Source organism: Streptomyces europaeiscabiei, assembly GCF_036346855.1.
Classification (GTDB): domain Bacteria; phylum Actinomycetota; class Actinomycetes; order Streptomycetales; family Streptomycetaceae; genus Streptomyces; species Streptomyces europaeiscabiei.
The window spans coordinates 1,164,007-1,182,792 of sequence record NZ_CP107841.1 but is presented as its reverse complement, the minus strand read 5'-3'; the positions used below and the strand labels follow the sequence as shown (position 1 = coordinate 1,182,792).

The window sequence follows — 18,786 nt, the reverse complement described above, 5'->3', positions numbered from 1 at the left end:
TCCGCATGCCAGAAAGCCACCTCGGAGGAGTGCCCGTGCCGCAGTCCGTACCGTCCCTGCCGCGACGCGTCGCACGCATGCTGCGTACCTCACTGTTCACGCAAGTCGCCGTCGCGCTTGTGCTCGGCATCGTCGTCGGAAGGTTGTGGCCGGACACGGCCACGACCTTCCAACCGCTCGGCGACGGTTTCATCCGCCTCATCAAGACGGTCATCTCGCCCCTGGTGTTCTGCGTGGTCGTCGTGGGCATCGCCAAGGCCGGCAATCTGAAGGCCTTCGGGCGGATCGGGCTCAAGGCCCTGATCTGGTTCGAGGTCGCCTCGACGGCCGCGCTGCTCATCGGTCTGATTGCCGCCAACGTCGTCGGCCCCGGCGCGGGCATGAACGTCGACCCCTCGAAGCTCGACACCTCGGCGGTCGACGCGAAGACCGCCGGCGGTGAGCTGCCGACGACCGGCGAGTTCATCCTGAACGCGCTGCCGCAGAGCGCGATCGGCGCGTTCGCCGAGAACTCGCTGCTCCAGGTGCTCGTGCTCGCCTGCCTCGTCGGCGCCGCGCTGCTGCACCTCGGCCACACCAAGGTGCCCAAGATCCTGCCCGCCATCGAGCAGGCCCAGGAGGTCATCTTCGCGATCGTCGGCTTCGTCATGAAGCTGGCCCCGCTCGCCGTGTTCGGCGCGATGGTCCACCTGGTGGGCGAGTACGGCCTCGGCGTGATGAAGACCTACGCCAAACTGATCATCCTCTGCTACGCCGTAGCCCTCGTCTTCCTCGTGCTGCTCAGCGTCGCGCTGAAGCTGGTGACCGGGCTGAGCCTGTGGAAATTCGTCCGCTACACCCGCGCGGAGATGCTGCTCGCACTGGGCACCGCCTCCAGCGAGAGCGTCATGCCGCGCATGATGCAGAAGCTGAGGCAGGCGGGCGCCCGTGACGACGCCGTGGGTCTCGTGCTGCCCACCGGCTACTCCTTCAACCTCGACGGCGCGTCCATCTACCTCTCCATCGGCACGCTGTTCATCGCGCAGGCCGTGGGTGTGGACCTCAGCCTCAGCCAGCAGATCACCGTCATCCTGGTCCTGATGCTGACCAGCAAGGGCATGGCCGGCATCCCCGGTTCGGCCTTCCTCGCCCTGTCGGCGACCGCGTCCTCGCTCGGAGCCATCCCGGCCGGAGCCGTCGCCCTTCTCCTCGGCGTCGACCGCATCATGGACTCGATGCGCGTTGTCACCAACCTTCTCGGCAACTGCGTCGCCGTCTTCGCGGTGTCGAAGTGGGAGGGCGCACTGGACACCGAACGGGCGAAGAAGATGCTCGACGGGGAGATCCAGTTCGTGGAGGAGGACGAGCCCGCCGAAGACGGGGACCGGCCTGCCGAGACCCCCGTCACGACTGCCGGGACCCCCGCGAAGACTGCCGAGACACCCGCGAAGGCGGAGGCCCCCGCGCTCTCCAAGGCCGAGGCGAAGGAACCCGCACCTGAAGCGAGTTGACCATTCCGTCTCCAAACCCCCATGACGAAGGGCCCGGCGCAGCACTCTGCGCCGGGCCCTTCGCTCGCGCCCACGGAGCAGCGCCGCTCAGCAGCGCCGCTCTGCCGCCGGTGCCCCGTCGATCAGTGTGTCGAGAAGCCCCCCGAGCACCCCCCGCTGATCGTCGGGCAGCGGCGCCAGAATCTCCTCCGCCGCCGCACGTCGAGCATGGTGCAGCTCCCGCAGCACCTTGCGGCCCTCGTCCGTGACCTCTATCCGGATCACCCGCCGGTTGGTGGGATCGGGCGCCCGGCGCACCCGGCCGCTCTCCTCCAGCGCGTCGACCAGGGTCGTCACGGCCCGGGGCACGACCTCCAGCCGCGCCGCCAGATCGGCCATGCGTGGCGGTGTGTCGTAGTGCGCGAGGGTGCGCAGCAGCCGGGACTGCGCCGGGGTGATGTCCAACCCACTCTGCTGGAGGTGGCGCTTCTGGATGCGGTGCACACGGCGGGTGAGCCGCAACAACTGTTCGGCGAGCAGCCCGTCGGCGTCGGGGGTGGTCATACGGGAACAATATCAGGACCATGTTCATTGTGAGCATAGGTAACAATGAGCTAGGCTCCGGAAATCCGCGCCAGGCATCCACCTCATCCGCCTCACCTCCCGTAGGAGCCCATGCATCCCGACCACGAACCCACCTGGGGGCCGTCCGGCGACTCTCAGGAACAGCCCCGACAGGTACGCCGCATCCTGGAACTCTTCCGCCCCTATCGCGGCCGGCTCGCCATCGTCGGCCTGCTCGTCGGCGCCGCGTCGCTCGCGTCGGTCGCCACGCCCTTCCTCCTCAAGGAGATACTCGACACCGCGATCCCCGAGGGTCGTACCGGTCTGCTGAGCCTCCTCGCGCTCGGCATGATCCTGAGCGCGGTGCTCACCAGCATTTTCGGCGTCCTGCAGACGCTGATCTCCACGACCGTCGGCCAGCGCGTCATGCACGATCTGCGCACCTCCGTCTACGGCCGACTGCAGCGCATGTCGCTCGCCTTCTTCACCCGGACCCGCACCGGCGAGGTCCAGTCCCGCATCGCCAACGACATCGGCGGCATGCAGGCGACCGTCACCTCCACGGCCACGTCCCTGGTCTCCAACACCACCAGCGTGGTCGCCACGGTCGTCGCCATGGTCGCCCTGGACTGGCGGCTCACCGTGGTCACCCTGCTCCTGCTGCCTCTGTTCGTGTGGATAAGCCGCCGGGTCGGCAACGAGCGCAAGAAGATCACCACCCAGCGCCAGAACCAGATGGCGGCCATGGCCGCGACGGTCACCGAGTCGCTGTCCGTCAGCGGCATCCTGCTCGGCCGCACGATGGGCCGCGCCGACTCGCTCACCAAGTCCTTCGCCGGGGAGTCCGAGCGGCTCGTCGACCTGGAGGTCAGGGTCAACATGGCCGGGCGCTGGCGCATGGCCGTCATCACCGTCGTCATGGCCGCCATGCCCGCCGTCATCTACTGGACCGCAGGCGTCGCGCTCCAGCTCGGTGGCCCGTCCGTCTCGGTCGGTACGCTCGTGGCCTTCGTCTCGCTCCAGCAGAACCTGTTCCGGCCGACCGTGAGCCTGCTGTCCACCGGCGTCCAGATCCAGGCCTCGCTCGCCCTCTTCCAGCGCATCTTCGAGTACCTCGACCTGCCCATCGACATCACCGAACCCGAGCGCCCGGTCCACCTCGACCAGGTCAAGGGCGAGGTCCGCTTCGAGAACGTCGAGTTCCGTTACGACGGCGACGGCCACGGCAGCCCCGGCAGCGATGCCAAGGCACGCCCGATCCTCGACGGTATCGACCTGACCGTCCCGGCCGGCGGCAGCCTCGCCGTCGTCGGGCCGACCGGCGCCGGCAAGTCCACGCTCGGTTGTCTGGTGCCGAGGCTGTACGACGTCACGGGCGGCCGGGTCACTCTCGACGGGGTCGATGTACGTGACCTGGACTTCGACACCCTGGCCCGCGGCATCGGCGTCGTCTCCCAGGAGACGTACCTCTTCCATGCCTCGGTCGCCGACAACCTGCGCTTCGCCAAGCCGGACGCCACCGACGAGGAACTCCACGCGGCGGCGCGGGCGGCCCAGATCCACGACCACATCGCGGCCCTGCCCGACGGCTACGACACGGTCGTCGGCGAACGCGGCCACCGCTTCTCCGGCGGCGAGAAGCAGCGCCTCGCCATCGCCCGCACCATCCTGCGCGACCCGCCCGTCCTCATCCTCGACGAGGCGACCAGCGCCCTCGACACCCGTACCGAGCACGCGGTGCAGCAGGCCATCGACGCGCTGTCCGCCAACCGCACCACCGTCACCATCGCCCACCGGCTCTCCACCGTCCGGGAAGCCGATCAGATCGTCGTACTGGACTCCGGTCGCGCAGTGGAACGCGGTACGCACGAGGAGTTGCTGGAGCGCGGAGGGCGGTACGCGGCGCTCGTACGGCGGGACACGCGGCTGACTCCGGACCGCGAGGTGATCGAGGCACCGAAACTGGAACCGACAAGATGAAGATATGCCGGGTTTGAGGTGATATGCGGGTTACCGTGCCCGCATGCAGATGAACACTCCGCCACGGAGCACGATTCGACTGACGCGCAGGGGCCGGGCCGCCCTCATCGCGACCGGAGCCGTCGTGGCGGCCACCGCCGTGGCGGTGCCGCTGCTGAGCGTTCAGGGTGATGGCGGCGTCGCCGAACGCCCGACGTCACTGGTGATCCCGGAGGGCTGGCGCTCCGGACAGGTCTACGAAGCCGTCGACAAGGCCCTCGCCCTGCCCGCCGGATCCACCAAGAAGTCCCTGGCCAAGGCCAAACTGACGCTCCCGGCCGACGCCGAGGGCAACCCGGAGGGCTACCTCTTCCCGGCGACGTATCCCTTGCGGGAGAAGTCGACTCCCGAGTCCCTGCTGTCGTCCATGGTCGAGACCGCGAACAAGAAGTTCAACGGCGGCCAGGTCACGGCCGGGGCCCAGCGCAACGCGATGAACGTCTACCAGGCGGTCACCATCGCGAGCATCATCCAGGCCGAGGCGGCCACCGAGAAGGACATGGGCCGGGTGGCCCGGGTCGTCTTCAACCGCCTGGAGCGCGGTATGCCGCTGCAGATGGACTCCACCATCAACTACGCGCTGAACCGCTCCACGCTGGACACCGCCGCCGACGACACGAAGATCGACAGCCCCTACAACTCGTACCGACGCATGGGCCTGCCGCCCACCCCGATCGCCAACCCGGGCGAGGCGGCGATGCGCGCCGCGGTCAATCCGACGTCGGGCGACTGGCTGTACTTCGTGACGGTCAAGCCGGGCGACACCCGCTTCACGGTGAACTACCAGGAACATCTGCGCAATGTCGCCGAGTTCAACCAGAACCGGAAGAAGCCGTCACCCACCGCCGAGGCGAGCACCCCGCTCCCCTCGCAGGCGGCCCGCTGAGGTTCTGCCGGGACGGCTCGGGACGTCAGACGGCGGCGGCCGGTTCGTTCGCCAGCAGTCGCCTGATGTCCCGTACCGCCGCACGGCCGGCGCGGTTGGCGCCGATGGTGCTCGCCGAGGGGCCGTAGCCGACCAGGTGGACCCGTGGGTCGGCGAGCGCGCGGGTGCCGTCGACTCGGATGCCGCCGCCGGGCTCGCGCAGCCGCAGGGGCGCCAGATGGTCGACGGCTGCGCGGAAGCCGGTCGCCCAGAGGACGACGTCGGCGTCCACGTGGCGGCCGTCGTCCCACTCCACTCCGTCGGGCGTGATCCGGTCGAACATCGGCAGCCGGTCCAGCACGCCGTCGGCGAGGCCCTGCCGGATCGCGTCGTTGAGCGGCAGTCCCGTCACCGACACGACGCTCTTCGGCGGCAGCCCCTGCCGTACCCGCTCCTCCACCAGGGCGACGGCCGCCCGCCCCGCGCCCTCGTCGAAGGGCCCCTCGCGGAAGACGGGCGGACGCCTCGTCACCCATGTCGTCGCGGCGGCGTACGGGGCGATCTCCAACAGATGCTGCGTCCCGGACGCACCCCCGCCCACCACGACCACCCGCAGTCCCGCGAACTCCTCGGGCCCCGGGTACTGGGCCGTGTGCAACTGCCGCCCCCGGAACGTCTCCTGGCCGGGACAGCGTGGCCAGAACGGCCGGTCCCAGGTGCCCGTCGCGTTGATCAGCGCGCGCGTCGACCAGGTACCGTCCGAGGTCTCCACCAGCAGTCGCCCGCCCTCGCCCTCCCGCACCGAGCGGACGTCCACCGGACGCCGTACCCGCAACTCGAAGGCGTGTTCGTACGAGTCGAAGTACTCCCTGACGACCTCGGCGGACGGCCGCGCCGGATCGGCTCCCGTCAGTTCCATGCCCGGCAGTGCGTGCATCCCGTGCACCTTGCCGTACGTCAACGACGGCCAGCGGAACTGCCAGGCACCGCCCGGGCCGGGGGAGTGGTCCAGCACCACGAAGTCGCGCTCCGGCTCGAAACCGGTCCGGCGCAGGTGGTAGGCGCCGGCCAGACCTGCCTGTCCGGCGCCGATGACGACTACCTCGACCTCGCGCGTGTTGTTCACGCTTCTACCAACCGTGGAGGGGGTGCGGATCTTCCCGCTTACCGCGCGTCGCCGCGGACGAGGCCGACCTCCGCCCGGAGACTCCGGTGAATCTCCACTCGGCGAGGGAGCGTTCGGGTCTTCCCGGCAGACCGAGCAGGACGTTCCGCCACACCCTCTTCCACGGTGTCGAGCGTGGTGCCTGGAAGGCGACGGCCTTGCGGCGTGGCACCAGTACCGTGCCCTCGATGTGGCGGTCGAGCCCGGCGAGGACCTGCAACAGGGTGGACTTGCCGCAGCCGCTGCGGCCGAGCAGGGCCACGAACTCGCCGGGCCGGACGTCGAGTCGGAGACCGTCGAGGACGGCACGGCCGTCGAAGGAGGGGGTGAGTCCCTCGATGTGCATGGCGTAGCGCGCGAAGGCGGCAGATGTGGGAGTGAGGGCAGGGGCGGGGTGAAGTGGGGGGTGGGGGTGGGGGTGGTCGTGGGGGTCGGGTGGGCCTTCGTCCTGGCCACCGGCCGGTGAACATCGGTCGCCATTGCGGCATCAGCCTTTCGAAGGAGCGGACGACGAAGTCGGCGGCCAGGCCGAGGAGGGCGTAGACGATCAGGCGGACAGCGACACATCGAGGGTGGCGATCGCGACCTTCGGGGTCTCGCCGATCCGAGGACCGGGCCGAGTTCGGCGTCGAGTCAAAGAGAACCGGAAGAGCCGGGGCCGGGGAGCCGTTGTGGGTATCGGCAGTATCCGAGTACCCGACCCCTCGGGATCGGGCGGAACATGGCTGGTGCTCATGAGAGCTCCACGGGGGAGAACGCCGGTGGGGGGCCGGCCGCGTACTGCCACACTGCCGGACATCAGTCGACAGATCGCTCGGTGGACCCGGTTGGCCGGACGTGCGGGTGGGGCGATGCGCAGGCCGAGGGGACCGGGAGGTGGAGAGCCGTCGGCAGCCGCGACGACACGCGGCGGAGGCCACCCGCAGGAGGTCGATGTGACCGCGAAGTGAGCAGGGATGAACGCGACATGCGGCGAAACCGGCCAGCCGGTCCGGCACCGGTCAATGGCGTCTCGCGAAGTGGATGCCAGATATCACCAGGTGAGCGCTACCGGCGCGGGTGGTCGCTCCCGCACGCCGCCCACGGGGTGCGCGAGGATGGAGTCATGTCCGATGCCTTCACCACCCGAGTCCTGAACATTGCCTCCGGTTCCCGCGAACGGGTCGTCGACCTGACCCACGACTGCGAGGCGTTCCTCCGTGAGGCGGCGGCCGGCCGGGACGGTCTCCTCAACGTCTTCGTCCCGCACGCCACGGCCGGCATCGCCGTCATCGAAACGGGTGCCGGCAGCGACGACGACCTCCTCGCCGCCCTCCGTACCCTCCTTCCCGCCGACGACCGCTGGCAACACCGCCACGGCACCCCCGGCCACGGCCGCGACCACGTCCTTCCCGCCCTCGTCCCACCCCACGCCACCCTGCCGGTCATTGCCGGGAGGCTGGAACTGGGGACGTGGCAGTCGGTGTGCCTGGTGGACACCAACATCTCCAATGTCAACCGTCAGGTTCGGTTGAGCTTCCTGGGCTGAGCATGATCGCGCCCCCTGCGACGGCTGTGCCAAGTGCCTGCTCGGGGTGCCGCGGCTGTCGCGGATGAAGCTCGCCACGTCGTCCCCGGAGCGCCAGCGCGAGGACATCCTCACCGCAGCCGACGCCGGCCACATCATCGGCTGGGCCGATGACTCGGAGGTCTCAGGGGCCACAGACCCGATGACCCGGCCCCGGTTGGGCCTTTGTCTCCGCGATGAGAGGGGACCACGCGAGGGCCCGGTGGCCGCGGCTGCCGACCGCCTCTGCCGCAACGGCGTGGATTGTCTGAACACCGGCCACAGGACGGGGGACGAGGGAAAGCTCCTCGTCGCCCACGGCCATGAGGGCCCGTGGGACCCGGACGACCAGGTACAGCTCACGCTGTGGTAATCCGGCAGATCAGTTCCGCCGCGGCCTTTATGGTGATCGCCGCGTTCGGATGTCCGACCCATGGGGTCCGTTGTCCTCGGGTACAGGCGGTCGCAGGGGCAGGAGCCCGGCCTCAGTCGGCGCGCCCGACCCCGCGATCGGGGGCGCTCATGTCCCCTGTGCCGGGGGTGCCGTCGGCGAGTCCGTAGCGCAGGTACACGGTGCCCTTGGGGCCGGCTGCCGGTGGTTCGAGGAGCGTGAGGTTCGTAGGCACCTCGCCGCCGTCGAACACCTTCTTCCCGACGCCGAGCACGATCGGATGCACCCAGAGGTCGAGACGGTCGAAGAGCTTCTCACGCAGAAGGCTCTGCACCAGGTCCAGGCTCCCGACGACCTTCACGTGTTCGTGCCGGTCACGGATCTCGCGTACCGCGGCGGCAAGATCCGAGCCGACCTGCGTGGACCCGGCCCACGAGAGGTCGGGCCTTCCGAGGGAGGCCACGTACTTCGGGACACGGTTGAAGAGGGCGGCGATCGCGCCGTCCTCGCCGCCCTTCCGGTGCGGCCAGTAGGCAGCGAAGATGTCGTACGTCCGCCGACCGAGCAGTAGGGCGTCGGTGCCCTCGTACGCGGCACCGATCTGTGCCCCCGCCACCTCGTCCAGCAGGGGTGCCTGCCAGCCGCCGAACGGGAACGCGGCCGGGTCCTCGTCGGGGCCGCCGGGCGCCTGCCCGACGAGGTCGAGGGTGGCGAACAGTTCGATGTGGATGAGGCCCATGGCTTACTCCCGATGAGATGGTCGTCCCGGTCAAAAGTTAGCCCTGTGGGAACCGGCGGACTCATTGCCGCGCGGACCCATGCCGACAGGGATTAGTTGCGCGAAGTCGGGAGAGGCCGGCGCTCCCCGCCCACAGCGTCGGCGAAGCAGGCAGGCGTGGGGTGACGCGATGACGTCCCCGCGTCCCGCCGCAGGCACTCCGGCGCCGTCGCATGCGGACACCAACCCACGCCGGGTCAGGGGCATGAGCTTTGCTGGGCAAGGCCGACGCACGTGATCGGGCGCCGATACCGATGGCGGCAGAGACACCCTCGCGGATGCGGTCCGCAACCGCGCGGAGCGTCGTCGCCTGCCGATGGGCCAGATGCACGACTACACCCTCGCGGGCGAGGACAGCCCGCTCCGCCTCCCCGCCCTGCCCCGTCCCGAAGGCTCAGTCATCTCAGGTCTCTTGTCTTCAGCACCACCGCAATCTCCTGGTGGCGGTCGCACCGCGGTTGCCGGGGTTGAACGGTGTGCGGGACAGCAGACTTTCCGGGCGCCTGCCGAACAGGCCCAGTTCCGGGGTCTGGTTCGGGCCCATCTGCGCGACGATCGCGCGGTGGAAGACGTCGTAGGAGCCGGTGAACCCGTTGTCGGCCCAGGTGCGGTGCAGGGCGGTGGTGAAGACTCCTGCGCCGTTGACCTCCTGCGAGAGCTGGTTGTCCTGGCAGGCGCTCAAGGCCACACCACTGGCCATGATCGAGGAGCGCGAGCGGGCTCTGTTCTGGATGTCCCGGTAGAACCGCCTATCGGCCAGAACGACCTCGGCGTTGACGTCCAGCGGGATCTCCCGTGTCACGACACGCGCCATGGTGCGTTGTTCGTCGTGCTGTTCGTCCCTTAGGTCCGCGACCAGGTGCTGGACGATGCCGGCGGCACTCAGCGGATCCCGAGTCACACCGAGGTTCTGGTAGAATGCACGCTTCACCGCCGCGTACTCGGTCTCCTCGACGCCGGACACTTCGAGACCGCGACGGTAGAGGGTACCGCTGTGGCAACTGTCCGAGACGAGGACAAGGTTCACGCCTTCGCGGAATTCCGCGAACGCGGCGCTCAACTCGTCGTCGACGAGCATCCGGTCGTAGAGCACCCAGGTCTCGTTCTCCAGGTCGGTCTCGTCTTCCCCGTCGGTGCCGGCGATCTGCCCGCCGTGTCCGGCATAAGTGAGCAGGAAGAAGTCCCCGGGGCCGAGTCGGCGTGCGGCGTCCGTGATCGCGTCGAGCACGTTGGGGACAGTCGCGTCCCCGCTGAGCAGCCGGCGCGTGGTGAACCCCTCGGCCCTGGCGATCCGGGTCATGGTGTGCGCGTCCTGCTCGCCGCCGCTGAGTCGGCCGGACCAGCCGCCGTACGCGGACTTGTCGACGCTGTTGAGCCCGATGTGCAGGGACAGTGCACGGGCTCCCGCAGGCGGTGGCTGTTGCGCGCCGTCCTGCGGCGGCGGGAACTGCGGGACCGGCGAGGCGGGTTCCCCGAGACCGAGACCGAGACCGAGAGCGGCCAGTGTCGCCGGTCCGGCGGCACCGTCGGCGATCAGCCCGCGAGCGCGCTGGAACGCCACCACAGCGCTCCTGGTCAGTGCCGTGAACCGGCCGTCGACGGCACCGCCGTAGTACCGGAGTGCCTGAAGCGACTGTTGCAGTGCGGCGACGTCGTCGCCGCTGTCTCCCCATCGGAGCGTTCGCATCGGTGCGTGCTCCTCTCAGTCCGCAGACCAGTAGAACGTCGCCCGCCGTCCGCGGAGTTGCTGGAGGCCGCCGGTCTTCAGGCGGTACATGCCGGTCATGACACCGAACAGCTTGGCCTTCTTGAAGAGAAGGTAACCGTCCGCGTCGACGATGGTGCGGGCGTCCACACGCACGACATCGACCTTCTTGCTGTCCTTCACCGAGACCTCGGCGACGAACCCACCGCTGTCGTCCTCGACCTGGATGGCCTTCCCCCATGTCTTGTGCCGCGCCAGTTCGAGTGCGATCTCCACAGCGTTCGGATCATCGATCGGCTCCGTCCAGACCCGGATCATGTCGTTGTCCCACAGACGGTGCCGGTCCGCGAAGTCCGCCCAGCTGACGCCCATGTCGCGCGACACCTGTGAACCCTGACCGGTGATCAGTGAGAAGAGCACCGGGAGGCTCTCGGCGACGGCGGGCAGGAGGGCCTGGAGGATCGGGCCGAGGAAGCGGCTCGACACCTCGCTGTCGATGACGTGGGGCAGGGGCGGTTCACCCTCGCGGCCAACGCCGAACAGGCCCCCGATCAGCCCGCCGACGCCCTGCAGAGCCGGCGGGAGTGCCTCGACGAGAACGGGCACGAGCGCGCCGAGCAGCGGAGGAAGGAAACGTTCCAGGGCCTCGTCGTCGACGGGTCCCGCTCCCGCACGGGCTCGCTGCTCGCCGAAGTCGTGGATCTGCTCGATCAGCACGGGCAGCACCTCCGACAGCAGCGGGGCGACGAGTGACAGCAACTCCGCGAAGGCGCGGTCCAGTTCCTGGTCGGACAGCGCCGCCTCCGCCGTACGCGAGTGGTTCTCGACGCGGAACGCCGCGAAGATATGAGGGAGCGCGGTGCTGATGGCGGGCAGGAGGATTTCGAAGCAGCCGGGGAAGAAGCGCTCCAGTGACGGCGGCCGGGCCGCGAGTGCAGCCGTCTGGTCCATCCCGTTCGCTTGGCCTGCCTGGTCGCCTGCGGGTACCGGAGCGATCTCCGGCGGCTGCGCGTTCCGGGACCCGGTGATCTCCGGTGTCCTCGCACGGATCTGGGGTACGGGCATTATCTGGGCCTCTCTCCGTTCCGGTGGGGCCGATGCGTCGCACCGGCTCTTCACATCCGCATCGTCCGCGCCCGGTCCCGGACCCACCTGAGGCGTGTGTCCCGGCGCCTCTGGGCACTTCGCCCGGGTCGGCCGGGACCGGCCAGGACCGGTGGGGGCGGGCGCACGATCCCGGATTGGCGGAGCTACTGGCCTGTGTTCAAGGGGAGTTGCGCCGTCACGGTGTTGCCGGTGTCGTCGACTGCGATCCGGAATGTGCCGCCGAGTTCCTCGGCCCGCCTGCGCATGGACACCAGGCCGACGCCGCCGTTTCCACGGCAAGGTGCGGTCGGCCCACGTTTGTTGTCGTGCACCTCGACGGTCAGCACAGCGCCGGTGCCGGTATTGGTGGACAGGCGGACGACGCAGCGTGTGGCCTGTGCGTGTCGGACCACGTTGGTGAGGGCCTCGTCGGTGATCCGGTAGGCAGCGGTCTCGGCGGGGAGCGGGAGCTGTGGGAAGGGGTCGGTCGCCTCGACCGTGATGGTCGGACGTCGTCCTGTCCGGTCGGTGATGGAGGTGGCGCGTTCCTGAAGGGCGGACACCAGAATCTTGGCGGCCGAGGGCCGAGGGCCGAGGGCCGAGGGCCGAGGGCCGAGGGGCGCAGGGCGTCGATGATGCGCCGCACGTCCTCCACCGCGCGACCCACCTCCGCCCGCAATCGGCTCACCAGTTCCTCGACTTGGAGGGCGCTGGCCACGGCCCCGGCTGATCGTGGCCGTCCGGCACGGACGGCCGTCCCGTCCGTACTGCTTCCAGGACGGCTTGCAGGCCAAGCGCGACGCCCGACAGCGAGGGGCCCAGTCCGTCATGCAGGTCATGGCGGATCCGGTCCCGCTCGGCCAGGGCCGCGCCCACGGCGCGTTTCCGTGCGGCGACCAGTTCGACGTTGAGGCGCTGGGCATGGACGATCAGCGAGACCGGGACGGTCAACGCGTCGACGATCTGCGCGTCGGCAGCGGTGAGGCCGTCCTCGTCCGCGGGGCGGACGACGAGGTCGGCGAGGTGGGTCCGGGCAAGGGTGAGCGGACGGACCACGGCCCGGGCGCCCACCGTTCCGGTCGCGGCCAGAGTGGTGCCCTCGGCTGTGACGACGGCCGCGTAGGGAGCTCGCACGGCGGCGGCGACGGCGGCCACGACGGTCGGCAGGATGTCCACGGACGCCGCCGACACCGCCGACACTTCGGTCCCCAGGCGGTGGAAGGGCCGGAGGGGGTCGTTCCGGGCCCCGTCACCGCCCGGTCGACGACCCGTTGGAAACGGTCACGGGCAGGGGCGAGCAGCGTGGCCACGACCGCGGCGGCGGCGACGGCGGGCACGGGCTGGTGGGGACGGCGGCGGGGACGGCGGCGGTCACGCCCGCGTACAGGCACAGGACCAGCGCGGTGAGCCCGCCGTACAGCAGGGTCCGGCGAACGACCGCAGCCATGGCGTGGCGATGGCCGGGGGCAGCCTGGGCCGCTTGGCCGACGGGATGGCTGTGGGCCCTGTGCCTGATGCCGCTGCACCATGCTGCCCGAGGTGTTCCCCGACGGCCGGGCGGCGACGGTGGCCGTCACCGCAGCCCTGTATCGCGGGACAACCCGGGGTGATGCCGCCACGAACGCTGTGCGTCAGGGTCGGACCGCCGCAGAATGGAGTGTGACTGTGCGCGGGGGCGTGTGGGCGGTGCCGTTGTCGGGCGTAGGGGCGGTGGCGTTCGCGGGGTGGGTGTCGGGGTCGGCCGGTGGGACGCCGGGGGGCGACGGGGGCGGTCTCCAGGTGGTTCTGCTGGGGGCGGTGCTGGTGTCATGGGCCGTGACCGGGGCCGTACTGGTCTCGCTACGGCCGCGGAATCCTCTGGGGTGGCTGTTCCTCGCCATCGGTGGCTCCGGGACCTGGCAGGTCGGCCTGGCGGCATACGGCGGGCACGGTGTGGCGGTTGAGGAGCCGGACTGGCCGGGGGCGTCGGTCGCCGCCGCCGTGGCGGGCGGGGCGCACGTCCCGTCCCTGTTCGCGCTGCCCACCCTCGTGCTGGCGCTCTATCCGCAGGGCCGGCCGAACACGTGGTGGCTGTGGTGGCCGGTCGGCGCTGCCGGGACGGCGATCGTGGTGCTGACAGTGGGCACGGCGTTCGACCCGCAGGCGTACGACGACATCGTGCCCGGTGGCACCCCGCCGGCGTCCCTGCCGTCCGCCGTGATCGGCGCCCTGGACGCGGTGTGCCTTCTCCTCATCGGCCTGAGCGCGCTCGCCGTCACTGTGGAGGCGGTCGTCCGGCTGATCCGGTCCGAGCCCCCGATGCGACAGCAACTGGCGTGGATGATGTGCGTGCTGGCGGTCTTCCTGACCGCCCTGTTCTTCACCGGACCGGTTGTCCACGCGAGTCTCGGCGTACTCGTCCCGGTCGCGGTGGCCGTCGGGGTACTGCGCTACCGGATGCTCGGCATCGAGACGGTGATGCGGCGCGGCCTGGTCTACGCACTGCTCACGGCTGTCGTGATCACCGTGTACCTACTGGTGACGACAGCCGTGGGCGCGGTGTGGGACCGCAGTGCCTTGCCGGGAGTGCTGTCGGCCGCGGTGGTCGCGGTGGGCCTCGCCCCGGCCCGGGAACGTCTGCAACGGGCTGTGGACTGGTGGGTCTACGGCGGGCGCCGGGACCCACTGCGGGCCTTGGCGCGGCTGGGCAGCCGAATGGCCGACGCGGGCGAACACGACCTGCTGCCCGCCGCGTTGGACGCCGTCACGCAGGCCGTGCGCGCCCCAGGGATCCGGGTGACGGACGCCCGGGGTGCGACGCTCGCGGCGCTCGGCCGAAGCACGACGGTCGGGCTCACCCTGGAACTGCGCCTGGCGGGGCGGACACTCGGCACCATGTCGCTGTCCGACCGCACGCCGGGCGAAGCGTACGGCAGGGAGGACAAACGGCTGTTGGCGGCCTTGGCTCAGCAAGTCGCCGTGGTCGTACGGGCGTTGGAGCTCGCCGATGTGGTGACCGCTCAACGGGACCAGGTCGTCGAGGTCACCCGGGTGGAACGCGACCGACTGCGCCATGACCTCCACGACGGTCTGGGGCCGTCGCTGGCCGGCATGGGGCTCGGGCTGCAGGCGGCGACGGACCAGTTGTCGCTGGGCAACACCGTGGAGGCCGGCGCGCTGCTGACCCGTACCCGGGAAGAGGTGGTCACTGCGGTGGCGGAGATCCGGCGGATCATCGACGATCTCCGCCCCGACGTCCTGGACCGGCTGGGGCTCGCTGAGGCCGTGCGGCGGCACGCCGAGACCCTGGCGCCGGCCGTGTCCATCAGTATCCTGGCGGCCCAACTGCCCACGCTCCCACCGGAGGTGGAGAGCACGGCCTACCGCATCATCACCGAAGCCACCACGAACATCGCCCGGCACGCCGCCGCGCGAGCGGCCACGGTGACGGTGGCGGCGCACGGCGGACTGTTGAGGATCACCGTCACCGACGACGGCCGCGGGATCCCTGCCGGGACACCCTCGGGTGTCGGCCTGCCGTCGATGCGCCGCCGTGCCGAAGCCCGCGGTGGCAGCCTCATCGTCGAGCCCGCGGCCCGCGGGACGATCATCACCGCCACCTTGCCACTGGAGGGATCATGACCGGAGCAGTGCCCGTCCGGATCGTCGTCGCCGACGACCATCCGATGTACCGCTTCGGTCTCACGGCCGCCCTGGCAGGCCACGACGGCATCGAGATCGTCGGGGAGGCGGCCGACGGCGCGGAACTCCTGAAAGTGGTCGAGCGGACCGGCCCCGACGTCGTCCTCACCGATCTCGCCATGCCCAACCTCGGCGGCACCGAGGCGATCCGCGAGATCCACGCCCGCGACGACCGAATCGGGGTCCTGGTCCTGACGATGCACGAGGACGACGAGGCCCTCATCGGAGCGCTCCGCGCGGGCGCCCGCGGCTACCTTCTGAAAGGCGCCGACCGTACCGAGATCGCCCGCGCGGTGCTCGCCGTCGCGTCGGGGAACGCGGTCTACGGCGAGGCGGTGGCGCGGCGCATCAACGCCTTCTTCACTCAGGCGCAGCGTGCCTACGCCGCCCAGGTCTTCCCCGAACTCACCGAACGCGAGCGCGAGATCCTCGAACTCGTCGCCCAGGGCCACAGCAATCACCACATCGCCCGGCGTCTGTTCCTGGCGGAGAAAACCGTCCGCAACCATGTGTCGACCGTCATGAACAAGATCGGAACGACCGACCGTGCCGCCACCGTCGCTCGGGCCAGGGACGCGGGCCTCGGCACCTCCTGAACCAGCCTGCCCGTCGGCCGGCCCCCTCCCGGCGGGCGCCGTCACCGGGCGTTCAGTGGCACGGTCGCGGCCACGGTGGTGCCTTCGTATGCCTTCGACGTGATGCGGAACGTGCCGCCGAGCGTCTCCGCCCGCCGCCGCATGGAGGCCAGACCCACACCGGTCTCCAGGCCGTCGGACCCGCGCCCGTCGTCGACGGCTGTGACCTGCAGCGACTTCCCCACAGCCGGCACGGTGACCAACCGCTGACGAAGCCCGGCGCTGCGACCGAGCATCTGCTGGGCCCGGACGGGGAACGCCAGGTCCCCTTCGCCGACCTCCTGCTGCGACCGGGCAACACCCCGAATCGTGAACAGGCCGGGGTGATCCGGGAGGCGAAGGTCGCCGCCGGGGGAGTGGGCACCGTGCCGTGGAAGCTGCCCGCCGTCGAGAGGCACCTCATCGGCGAGCGCTCCTCGGAGCCGCTGTGGACGGCCGCCGAGCGAGCTGCGGAAGGCTCCCGTCCCCTCCGGCACAACCGCTTCAAAGTCGGTCCGGCCGCGCCGGATGGGGCGGGCCGGGCCGGATGGGGCGGGCCGGGCCGTGGAACGAACCACCGACTCGTGGTCCTGTCACCGGCCGGCCGACGAGCCGAACAGGCCCAGGACAGCGGCGTACGCGGTGTCCGGCTGAACGCCCGCCGCCCAAGTCGAAGGACGGCGGGCCGACTGCTGATGAGTCGCGTCAGGTCTCCTGCCACCGCGTGAACGAACCCGGGCGCGGGAAGAACAGGTCGATTCTTTGCAGGCTCTCAGGCAGGCCGTCGATCAGCTCACGAGGTGTGGACCTCCAGTGCGGCGCGGACCGCCGATTCCAGGGCGCCCTCGATCCAGGCCGGCTTGAGGGAGGTGTGGTCACCCGCGAAGTGCATCGGGCCTTCGGGCACGGGAATGGAGGGCAGCAACTCGGTGTGCTGGCCGGGCAGCAGTACGGACGCCTCTCCGTAGGCGTAGGGGTCGCGCAGCCAACTCTGGGTGCGTCCGGCGCCGGTGTAGAAGACCTCTACACGCTGGCCGTAGACCTGCTGCAGTCCGCACAGGGCGTGCGGGTAGCGAGCCTCGTCGTCCAGTGAGTCCCAGCGGAGTGCGTCGTCCGCCCAGCTGTAGGAGGCCAGAACCACTCCGCCGGAACTGCCGGGCACCGGGTGGGAGGGGTGGTACATGAACCGGTTGGCGCTGTCCGACACCGAGCCGCCGCCCACGACGTGTGTTGCCTGGGGCTGGTCGCGGGAGACTGCACGGTTGGCGGCGTAGTGGGTGCGTTGGCCCCGGGAGATGTGGCCGGCCGGTACGGAGGGATGAGCGCCGAGGAGGCTGCCGTCGGCGGGTGTGCGGCCGGTGCGGTAGGCGTCGTACAGTTTCGGGTCGATCCGGCCCAGCTCGCGCTTCCAGTCGGCCTCCGTGAACTCCCACCAACGGCGGCTGAATTCCAGTAGCACCTTCGTGGCGCTGTCATAGTGCAGTTCCGCGACAGCGCGGCGTTTGCGGTACGACATCAGGGGGCTGATCTGTACGTGCCGCAGACCGGAGAAGGGCACGGTGACCACGGCGGCGTCCGCGGTGAACTGCTCGCGCACCACCGGGCCGTCGCGTCCCTCGGAGACCGTGTCCACCCACACCTGAGGGCCCTTGCGGCCGACGTGCGGGGTGTCGGAGGAAGGACGGTCGGGATCGTGGTACTCGACGCGGGTGACCCGGCGGTCGAAGCGGACCGTGTCGCGCACCTGCTCCAGCAGCGCGTCCGGCAGCACCGCCGTGCCGCCCTCCAGCTCCCAGAAGGCGGTGTCGGGGCTGATGAGTGAGGAGCCGATGAAGCTGTGGATGAACGACAGGGGCAGGCGTGACGTGAGGTTCTCCAGGGTGCCGATCAGGTCGACAGTGCGCTCGTCCAGCCCGGCGTGCTCGGTCAGGAAGCGGAACATCGACCAGTCGCCGAATCGCTGGATGACCCTGGCCCAGCCCCGCACCCGTTCCGGCAGCGGCTTGTCGACTCGCTTGCCGTCGGCGTCCACGGTGCTGAACTCGTCACGCACCGGATCCAGCACCGACCGAAGGATGGCCGCGGCGGGAGTGTCCCAGCGGGCGCGCGGCACGCCGAACGACCGGTTGATGCGCCGGGGCGCGCGGGCGTAGTCAGCACGCCGCGTCCGGATGCCGTTGACGTAGATCCAGGTGCGGTTGGCGGGCCGACCGTCACTGTCGACGTCAACGTAGTGGAAACGCTGCTTCTTCAGGTCCAGTTGGTCGATCAGGCCCATCACCAGCGGGTGGCTGGAGGGCAGGCGCATGGCGCCCGCCTCGGCGTACTGGCGGGGGTCGGCGAAGGGCTGAGCCGCCCGTTCGTGGCCGCCGCGCCGGAAGGTCTTGATGCGTCCGCCCGCCCGGTTGCCGTTCGCCTCGAGAACGGTCACGTGATGGCCCGCGCGCTTCAGCAGTAACGCCGTCACCAGACCGGCCGGGCCGGCCCCGATGACGAGGACCTTCTTGGGCGTGGCCGTCCGCTGAGCGGGCAGTCCGTCCTTGAGCACCCGCTCGTAGCGTGGGACCAAGGGGCGGTCGTGGTCGTCCACGACCAACAGGGCCCGGGCCACAGCCAGGCACCTGTCGAAGTCCGCGCCCCGGGTGGGCGCCGGTGCGGCCGGGACGGCCTGTACGGGCATCGCCGCGGCAGGCGCGCCACTGGCCAGAGTCGTGGCCGCCGCAGCCGTTCCCGCTGCCGTTGTGAAGCTGCGCCTGGACAGGCCTGAACCTGCCACGACGGCTTCGTGATCTTCAGTCATGACGCACTTGTACCGGTCGGCCGACCCGGCCCGCCCACCTGCGCCGAGGCGTTGCCCCGAACGAGCGATGCCGAGGTCGAGCCGCTGACGCCGAGTCGGAAGC

17 protein-coding genes and 2 pseudogenes are annotated in these 18,786 nt (G+C 70.3%); 8 read left to right on the top strand and 11 right to left on the bottom strand.

Annotated elements, in window-relative coordinates:
- The first annotated feature begins 35 nt into the window (after positions 1–35).
- Complete coding sequence (locus OG858_RS05415) at positions 36–1,490, top strand: cation:dicarboxylate symporter family transporter (RefSeq protein ID WP_319065095.1); 1,455 nt, start codon at positions 36–38, stop codon at positions 1,488–1,490.
- Between the two features lie 87 nt (positions 1,491–1,577).
- Here OG858_RS05415 and OG858_RS05410 read toward each other — a convergent pair whose 3' ends face one another.
- The gene (locus OG858_RS05410; protein ID WP_086751676.1) at positions 1,578–2,033 is read right to left on the bottom strand and encodes a MarR family winged helix-turn-helix transcriptional regulator; all 456 of its coding nucleotides are present in this window, start codon (positions 2,031–2,033) and stop codon (positions 1,578–1,580) included.
- A gap of 111 nt (positions 2,034–2,144) precedes the next feature.
- Between OG858_RS05410 and OG858_RS05405 the strand changes: the two genes are divergently transcribed.
- Both OG858_RS05405 and mltG read left to right on the top strand, forming a co-directional pair.
- Positions 2,145–4,013 (top strand): ABC transporter ATP-binding protein, encoded by a 1,869-nt coding sequence (locus tag OG858_RS05405; protein ID WP_328545100.1) that lies wholly within the window; start codon positions 2,145–2,147, stop codon positions 4,011–4,013.
- 43 nt (positions 4,014–4,056) lie between these two features.
- Positions 4,057–4,938: an endolytic transglycosylase MltG gene (gene mltG, locus OG858_RS05400; protein ID WP_319065098.1), complete on the top strand. Its 882-nt coding sequence runs from the start codon at positions 4,057–4,059 to the stop codon at positions 4,936–4,938.
- Positions 4,939–4,963: 25 nt separating this feature from the next.
- Here mltG and OG858_RS05395 read toward each other — a convergent pair whose 3' ends face one another.
- Complete coding sequence (locus OG858_RS05395) at positions 4,964–6,043, bottom strand: NAD(P)-binding domain-containing protein (protein ID WP_319065244.1); 1,080 nt, start codon at positions 6,041–6,043, stop codon at positions 4,964–4,966.
- 97 nt (positions 6,044–6,140) lie between these two features.
- Positions 6,141–6,562 (bottom strand): annotated as a pseudogene (locus OG858_RS05390) (ATP-binding cassette domain-containing protein); the annotation flags it as partial.
- A 625-nt stretch (positions 6,563–7,187) separates the two neighbouring features.
- On the opposite strand from OG858_RS05390, the gene OG858_RS05380 reads away from it, so the two are divergent.
- Together OG858_RS05380 and OG858_RS05375 are read left to right on the top strand one after the other, a co-directional pair.
- Positions 7,188–7,610 carry a secondary thiamine-phosphate synthase enzyme YjbQ gene (locus tag OG858_RS05380; protein WP_319065099.1) on the top strand — a complete coding sequence of 141 codons (423 nt, stop codon included), beginning with the start codon at positions 7,188–7,190 and terminating at the stop codon, positions 7,608–7,610.
- A gap of 64 nt (positions 7,611–7,674) precedes the next feature.
- Positions 7,675–8,001: a recombinase family protein gene (locus OG858_RS05375; protein WP_319065100.1), complete on the top strand. Its 327-nt coding sequence runs from the start codon at positions 7,675–7,677 to the stop codon at positions 7,999–8,001.
- 112 nt (positions 8,002–8,113) lie between these two features.
- Here OG858_RS05375 and OG858_RS05370 read toward each other — a convergent pair whose 3' ends face one another.
- The 6 genes from OG858_RS05370 to OG858_RS05345 all read right to left on the bottom strand — a co-directional run bounded on the left by OG858_RS05370 (position 8,114) and on the right by OG858_RS05345 (position 13,035).
- Positions 8,114–8,758: a dihydrofolate reductase family protein gene (locus tag OG858_RS05370; RefSeq protein ID WP_319065101.1), complete on the bottom strand. Its 645-nt coding sequence runs from the start codon at positions 8,756–8,758 to the stop codon at positions 8,114–8,116.
- 457 nt (positions 8,759–9,215) lie between these two features.
- Positions 9,216–10,484: a peptidoglycan-binding protein gene (locus tag OG858_RS05365; RefSeq protein WP_319065102.1), complete on the bottom strand. Its 1,269-nt coding sequence runs from the start codon at positions 10,482–10,484 to the stop codon at positions 9,216–9,218.
- Between the two features lie 15 nt (positions 10,485–10,499).
- Positions 10,500–11,567, bottom strand: a complete 1,068-nt coding sequence (locus tag OG858_RS05360; RefSeq protein ID WP_327723328.1) for a hypothetical protein — start codon at positions 11,565–11,567, stop codon at positions 10,500–10,502.
- A 185-nt stretch (positions 11,568–11,752) separates the two neighbouring features.
- On the bottom strand, positions 11,753–12,151 hold the full coding sequence (locus tag OG858_RS05355; protein ID WP_328545101.1) for a sensor histidine kinase: 399 nt from the start codon (positions 12,149–12,151) through the stop codon (positions 11,753–11,755).
- Between the two features lie 121 nt (positions 12,152–12,272).
- A complete protein-coding gene (locus OG858_RS05350) occupies positions 12,273–12,779 on the bottom strand; it encodes a histidine kinase (protein ID WP_328545102.1) in 507 nt (168 codons plus the stop codon).
- A gap of 58 nt (positions 12,780–12,837) precedes the next feature.
- Positions 12,838–13,035, bottom strand: a complete 198-nt coding sequence (locus OG858_RS05345) for a hypothetical protein (RefSeq protein ID WP_328545103.1) — start codon at positions 13,033–13,035, stop codon at positions 12,838–12,840.
- Between the two features lie 218 nt (positions 13,036–13,253).
- Between OG858_RS05345 and OG858_RS05340 the strand changes: the two genes are divergently transcribed.
- Together OG858_RS05340 and OG858_RS05335 are read left to right on the top strand one after the other, a co-directional pair.
- Positions 13,254–15,209 (top strand): sensor histidine kinase, encoded by a 1,956-nt coding sequence (locus OG858_RS05340; protein WP_328545104.1) that lies wholly within the window; start codon positions 13,254–13,256, stop codon positions 15,207–15,209.
- Entirely contained in the window at positions 15,206–15,865 is a 660-nt protein-coding gene (locus tag OG858_RS05335; protein ID WP_319314779.1) for a response regulator transcription factor, read from the top strand. Before OG858_RS05340 ends, OG858_RS05335 begins: the two co-directional genes overlap by 4 nt.
- Positions 15,866–15,906: 41 nt before the next feature.
- Here the strand turns inward: OG858_RS05335 and OG858_RS05330 are convergent, their stop codons facing one another.
- A complete protein-coding gene (locus OG858_RS05330; RefSeq protein WP_179201220.1) occupies positions 15,907–16,089 on the bottom strand; it encodes an ATP-binding protein in 183 nt (60 codons plus the stop codon).
- Positions 16,090–16,128: 39 nt separating this feature from the next.
- On the opposite strand from OG858_RS05330, the pseudogene OG858_RS05325 reads away from it, so the two are divergent.
- Positions 16,129–16,395: pseudogene (locus OG858_RS05325) on the top strand (FAD binding domain-containing protein); the annotation flags it as partial.
- Between the two features lie 281 nt (positions 16,396–16,676).
- Here OG858_RS05325 and OG858_RS05320 read toward each other — a convergent pair.
- Positions 16,677–18,683 (bottom strand): flavin monoamine oxidase family protein, encoded by a 2,007-nt coding sequence (locus tag OG858_RS05320; protein ID WP_319262162.1) that lies wholly within the window; start codon positions 18,681–18,683, stop codon positions 16,677–16,679.
- Between the last annotated feature and the right edge of the window lie 103 nt (positions 18,684–18,786).

What these genes read in the sequence shown, in the direction of transcription:
- OG858_RS05365 (WP_319065102.1), bottom strand. Translation starts at nt 10,484, where the DNA reads ATGCGAACGCTCCGATGGGGAGACAGCGGCGACGACGTCGCCGCACTG.
- OG858_RS05370 (WP_319065101.1), bottom strand. Translation starts at nt 8,758, where the DNA reads ATGGGCCTCATCCACATCGAACTGTTCGCCACCCTCGACCTCGTCGGG.
- OG858_RS05405 (WP_328545100.1), top strand. Translation starts at nt 2,145, where the DNA reads ATGCATCCCGACCACGAACCCACCTGGGGGCCGTCCGGCGACTCTCAG.
- mltG (WP_319065098.1), top strand. Translation starts at nt 4,057, where the DNA reads ATGCAGATGAACACTCCGCCACGGAGCACGATTCGACTGACGCGCAGG.
- OG858_RS05320 (WP_319262162.1), bottom strand. Translation starts at nt 18,683, where the DNA reads ATGACTGAAGATCACGAAGCCGTCGTGGCAGGTTCAGGCCTGTCCAGG.
- OG858_RS05335 (WP_319314779.1), top strand. Translation starts at nt 15,206, where the DNA reads ATGACCGGAGCAGTGCCCGTCCGGATCGTCGTCGCCGACGACCATCCG.
- OG858_RS05380 (WP_319065099.1), top strand. Translation starts at nt 7,188, where the DNA reads ATGTCCGATGCCTTCACCACCCGAGTCCTGAACATTGCCTCCGGTTCC.
- OG858_RS05410 (WP_086751676.1), bottom strand. Translation starts at nt 2,033, where the DNA reads ATGACCACCCCCGACGCCGACGGGCTGCTCGCCGAACAGTTGTTGCGG.
- OG858_RS05360 (WP_327723328.1), bottom strand. Translation starts at nt 11,567, where the DNA reads ATGCCCGTACCCCAGATCCGTGCGAGGACACCGGAGATCACCGGGTCC.
- OG858_RS05345 (WP_328545103.1), bottom strand. Translation starts at nt 13,035, where the DNA reads ATGGCTGCGGTCGTTCGCCGGACCCTGCTGTACGGCGGGCTCACCGCG.
- OG858_RS05375 (WP_319065100.1), top strand. Translation starts at nt 7,675, where the DNA reads ATGAAGCTCGCCACGTCGTCCCCGGAGCGCCAGCGCGAGGACATCCTC.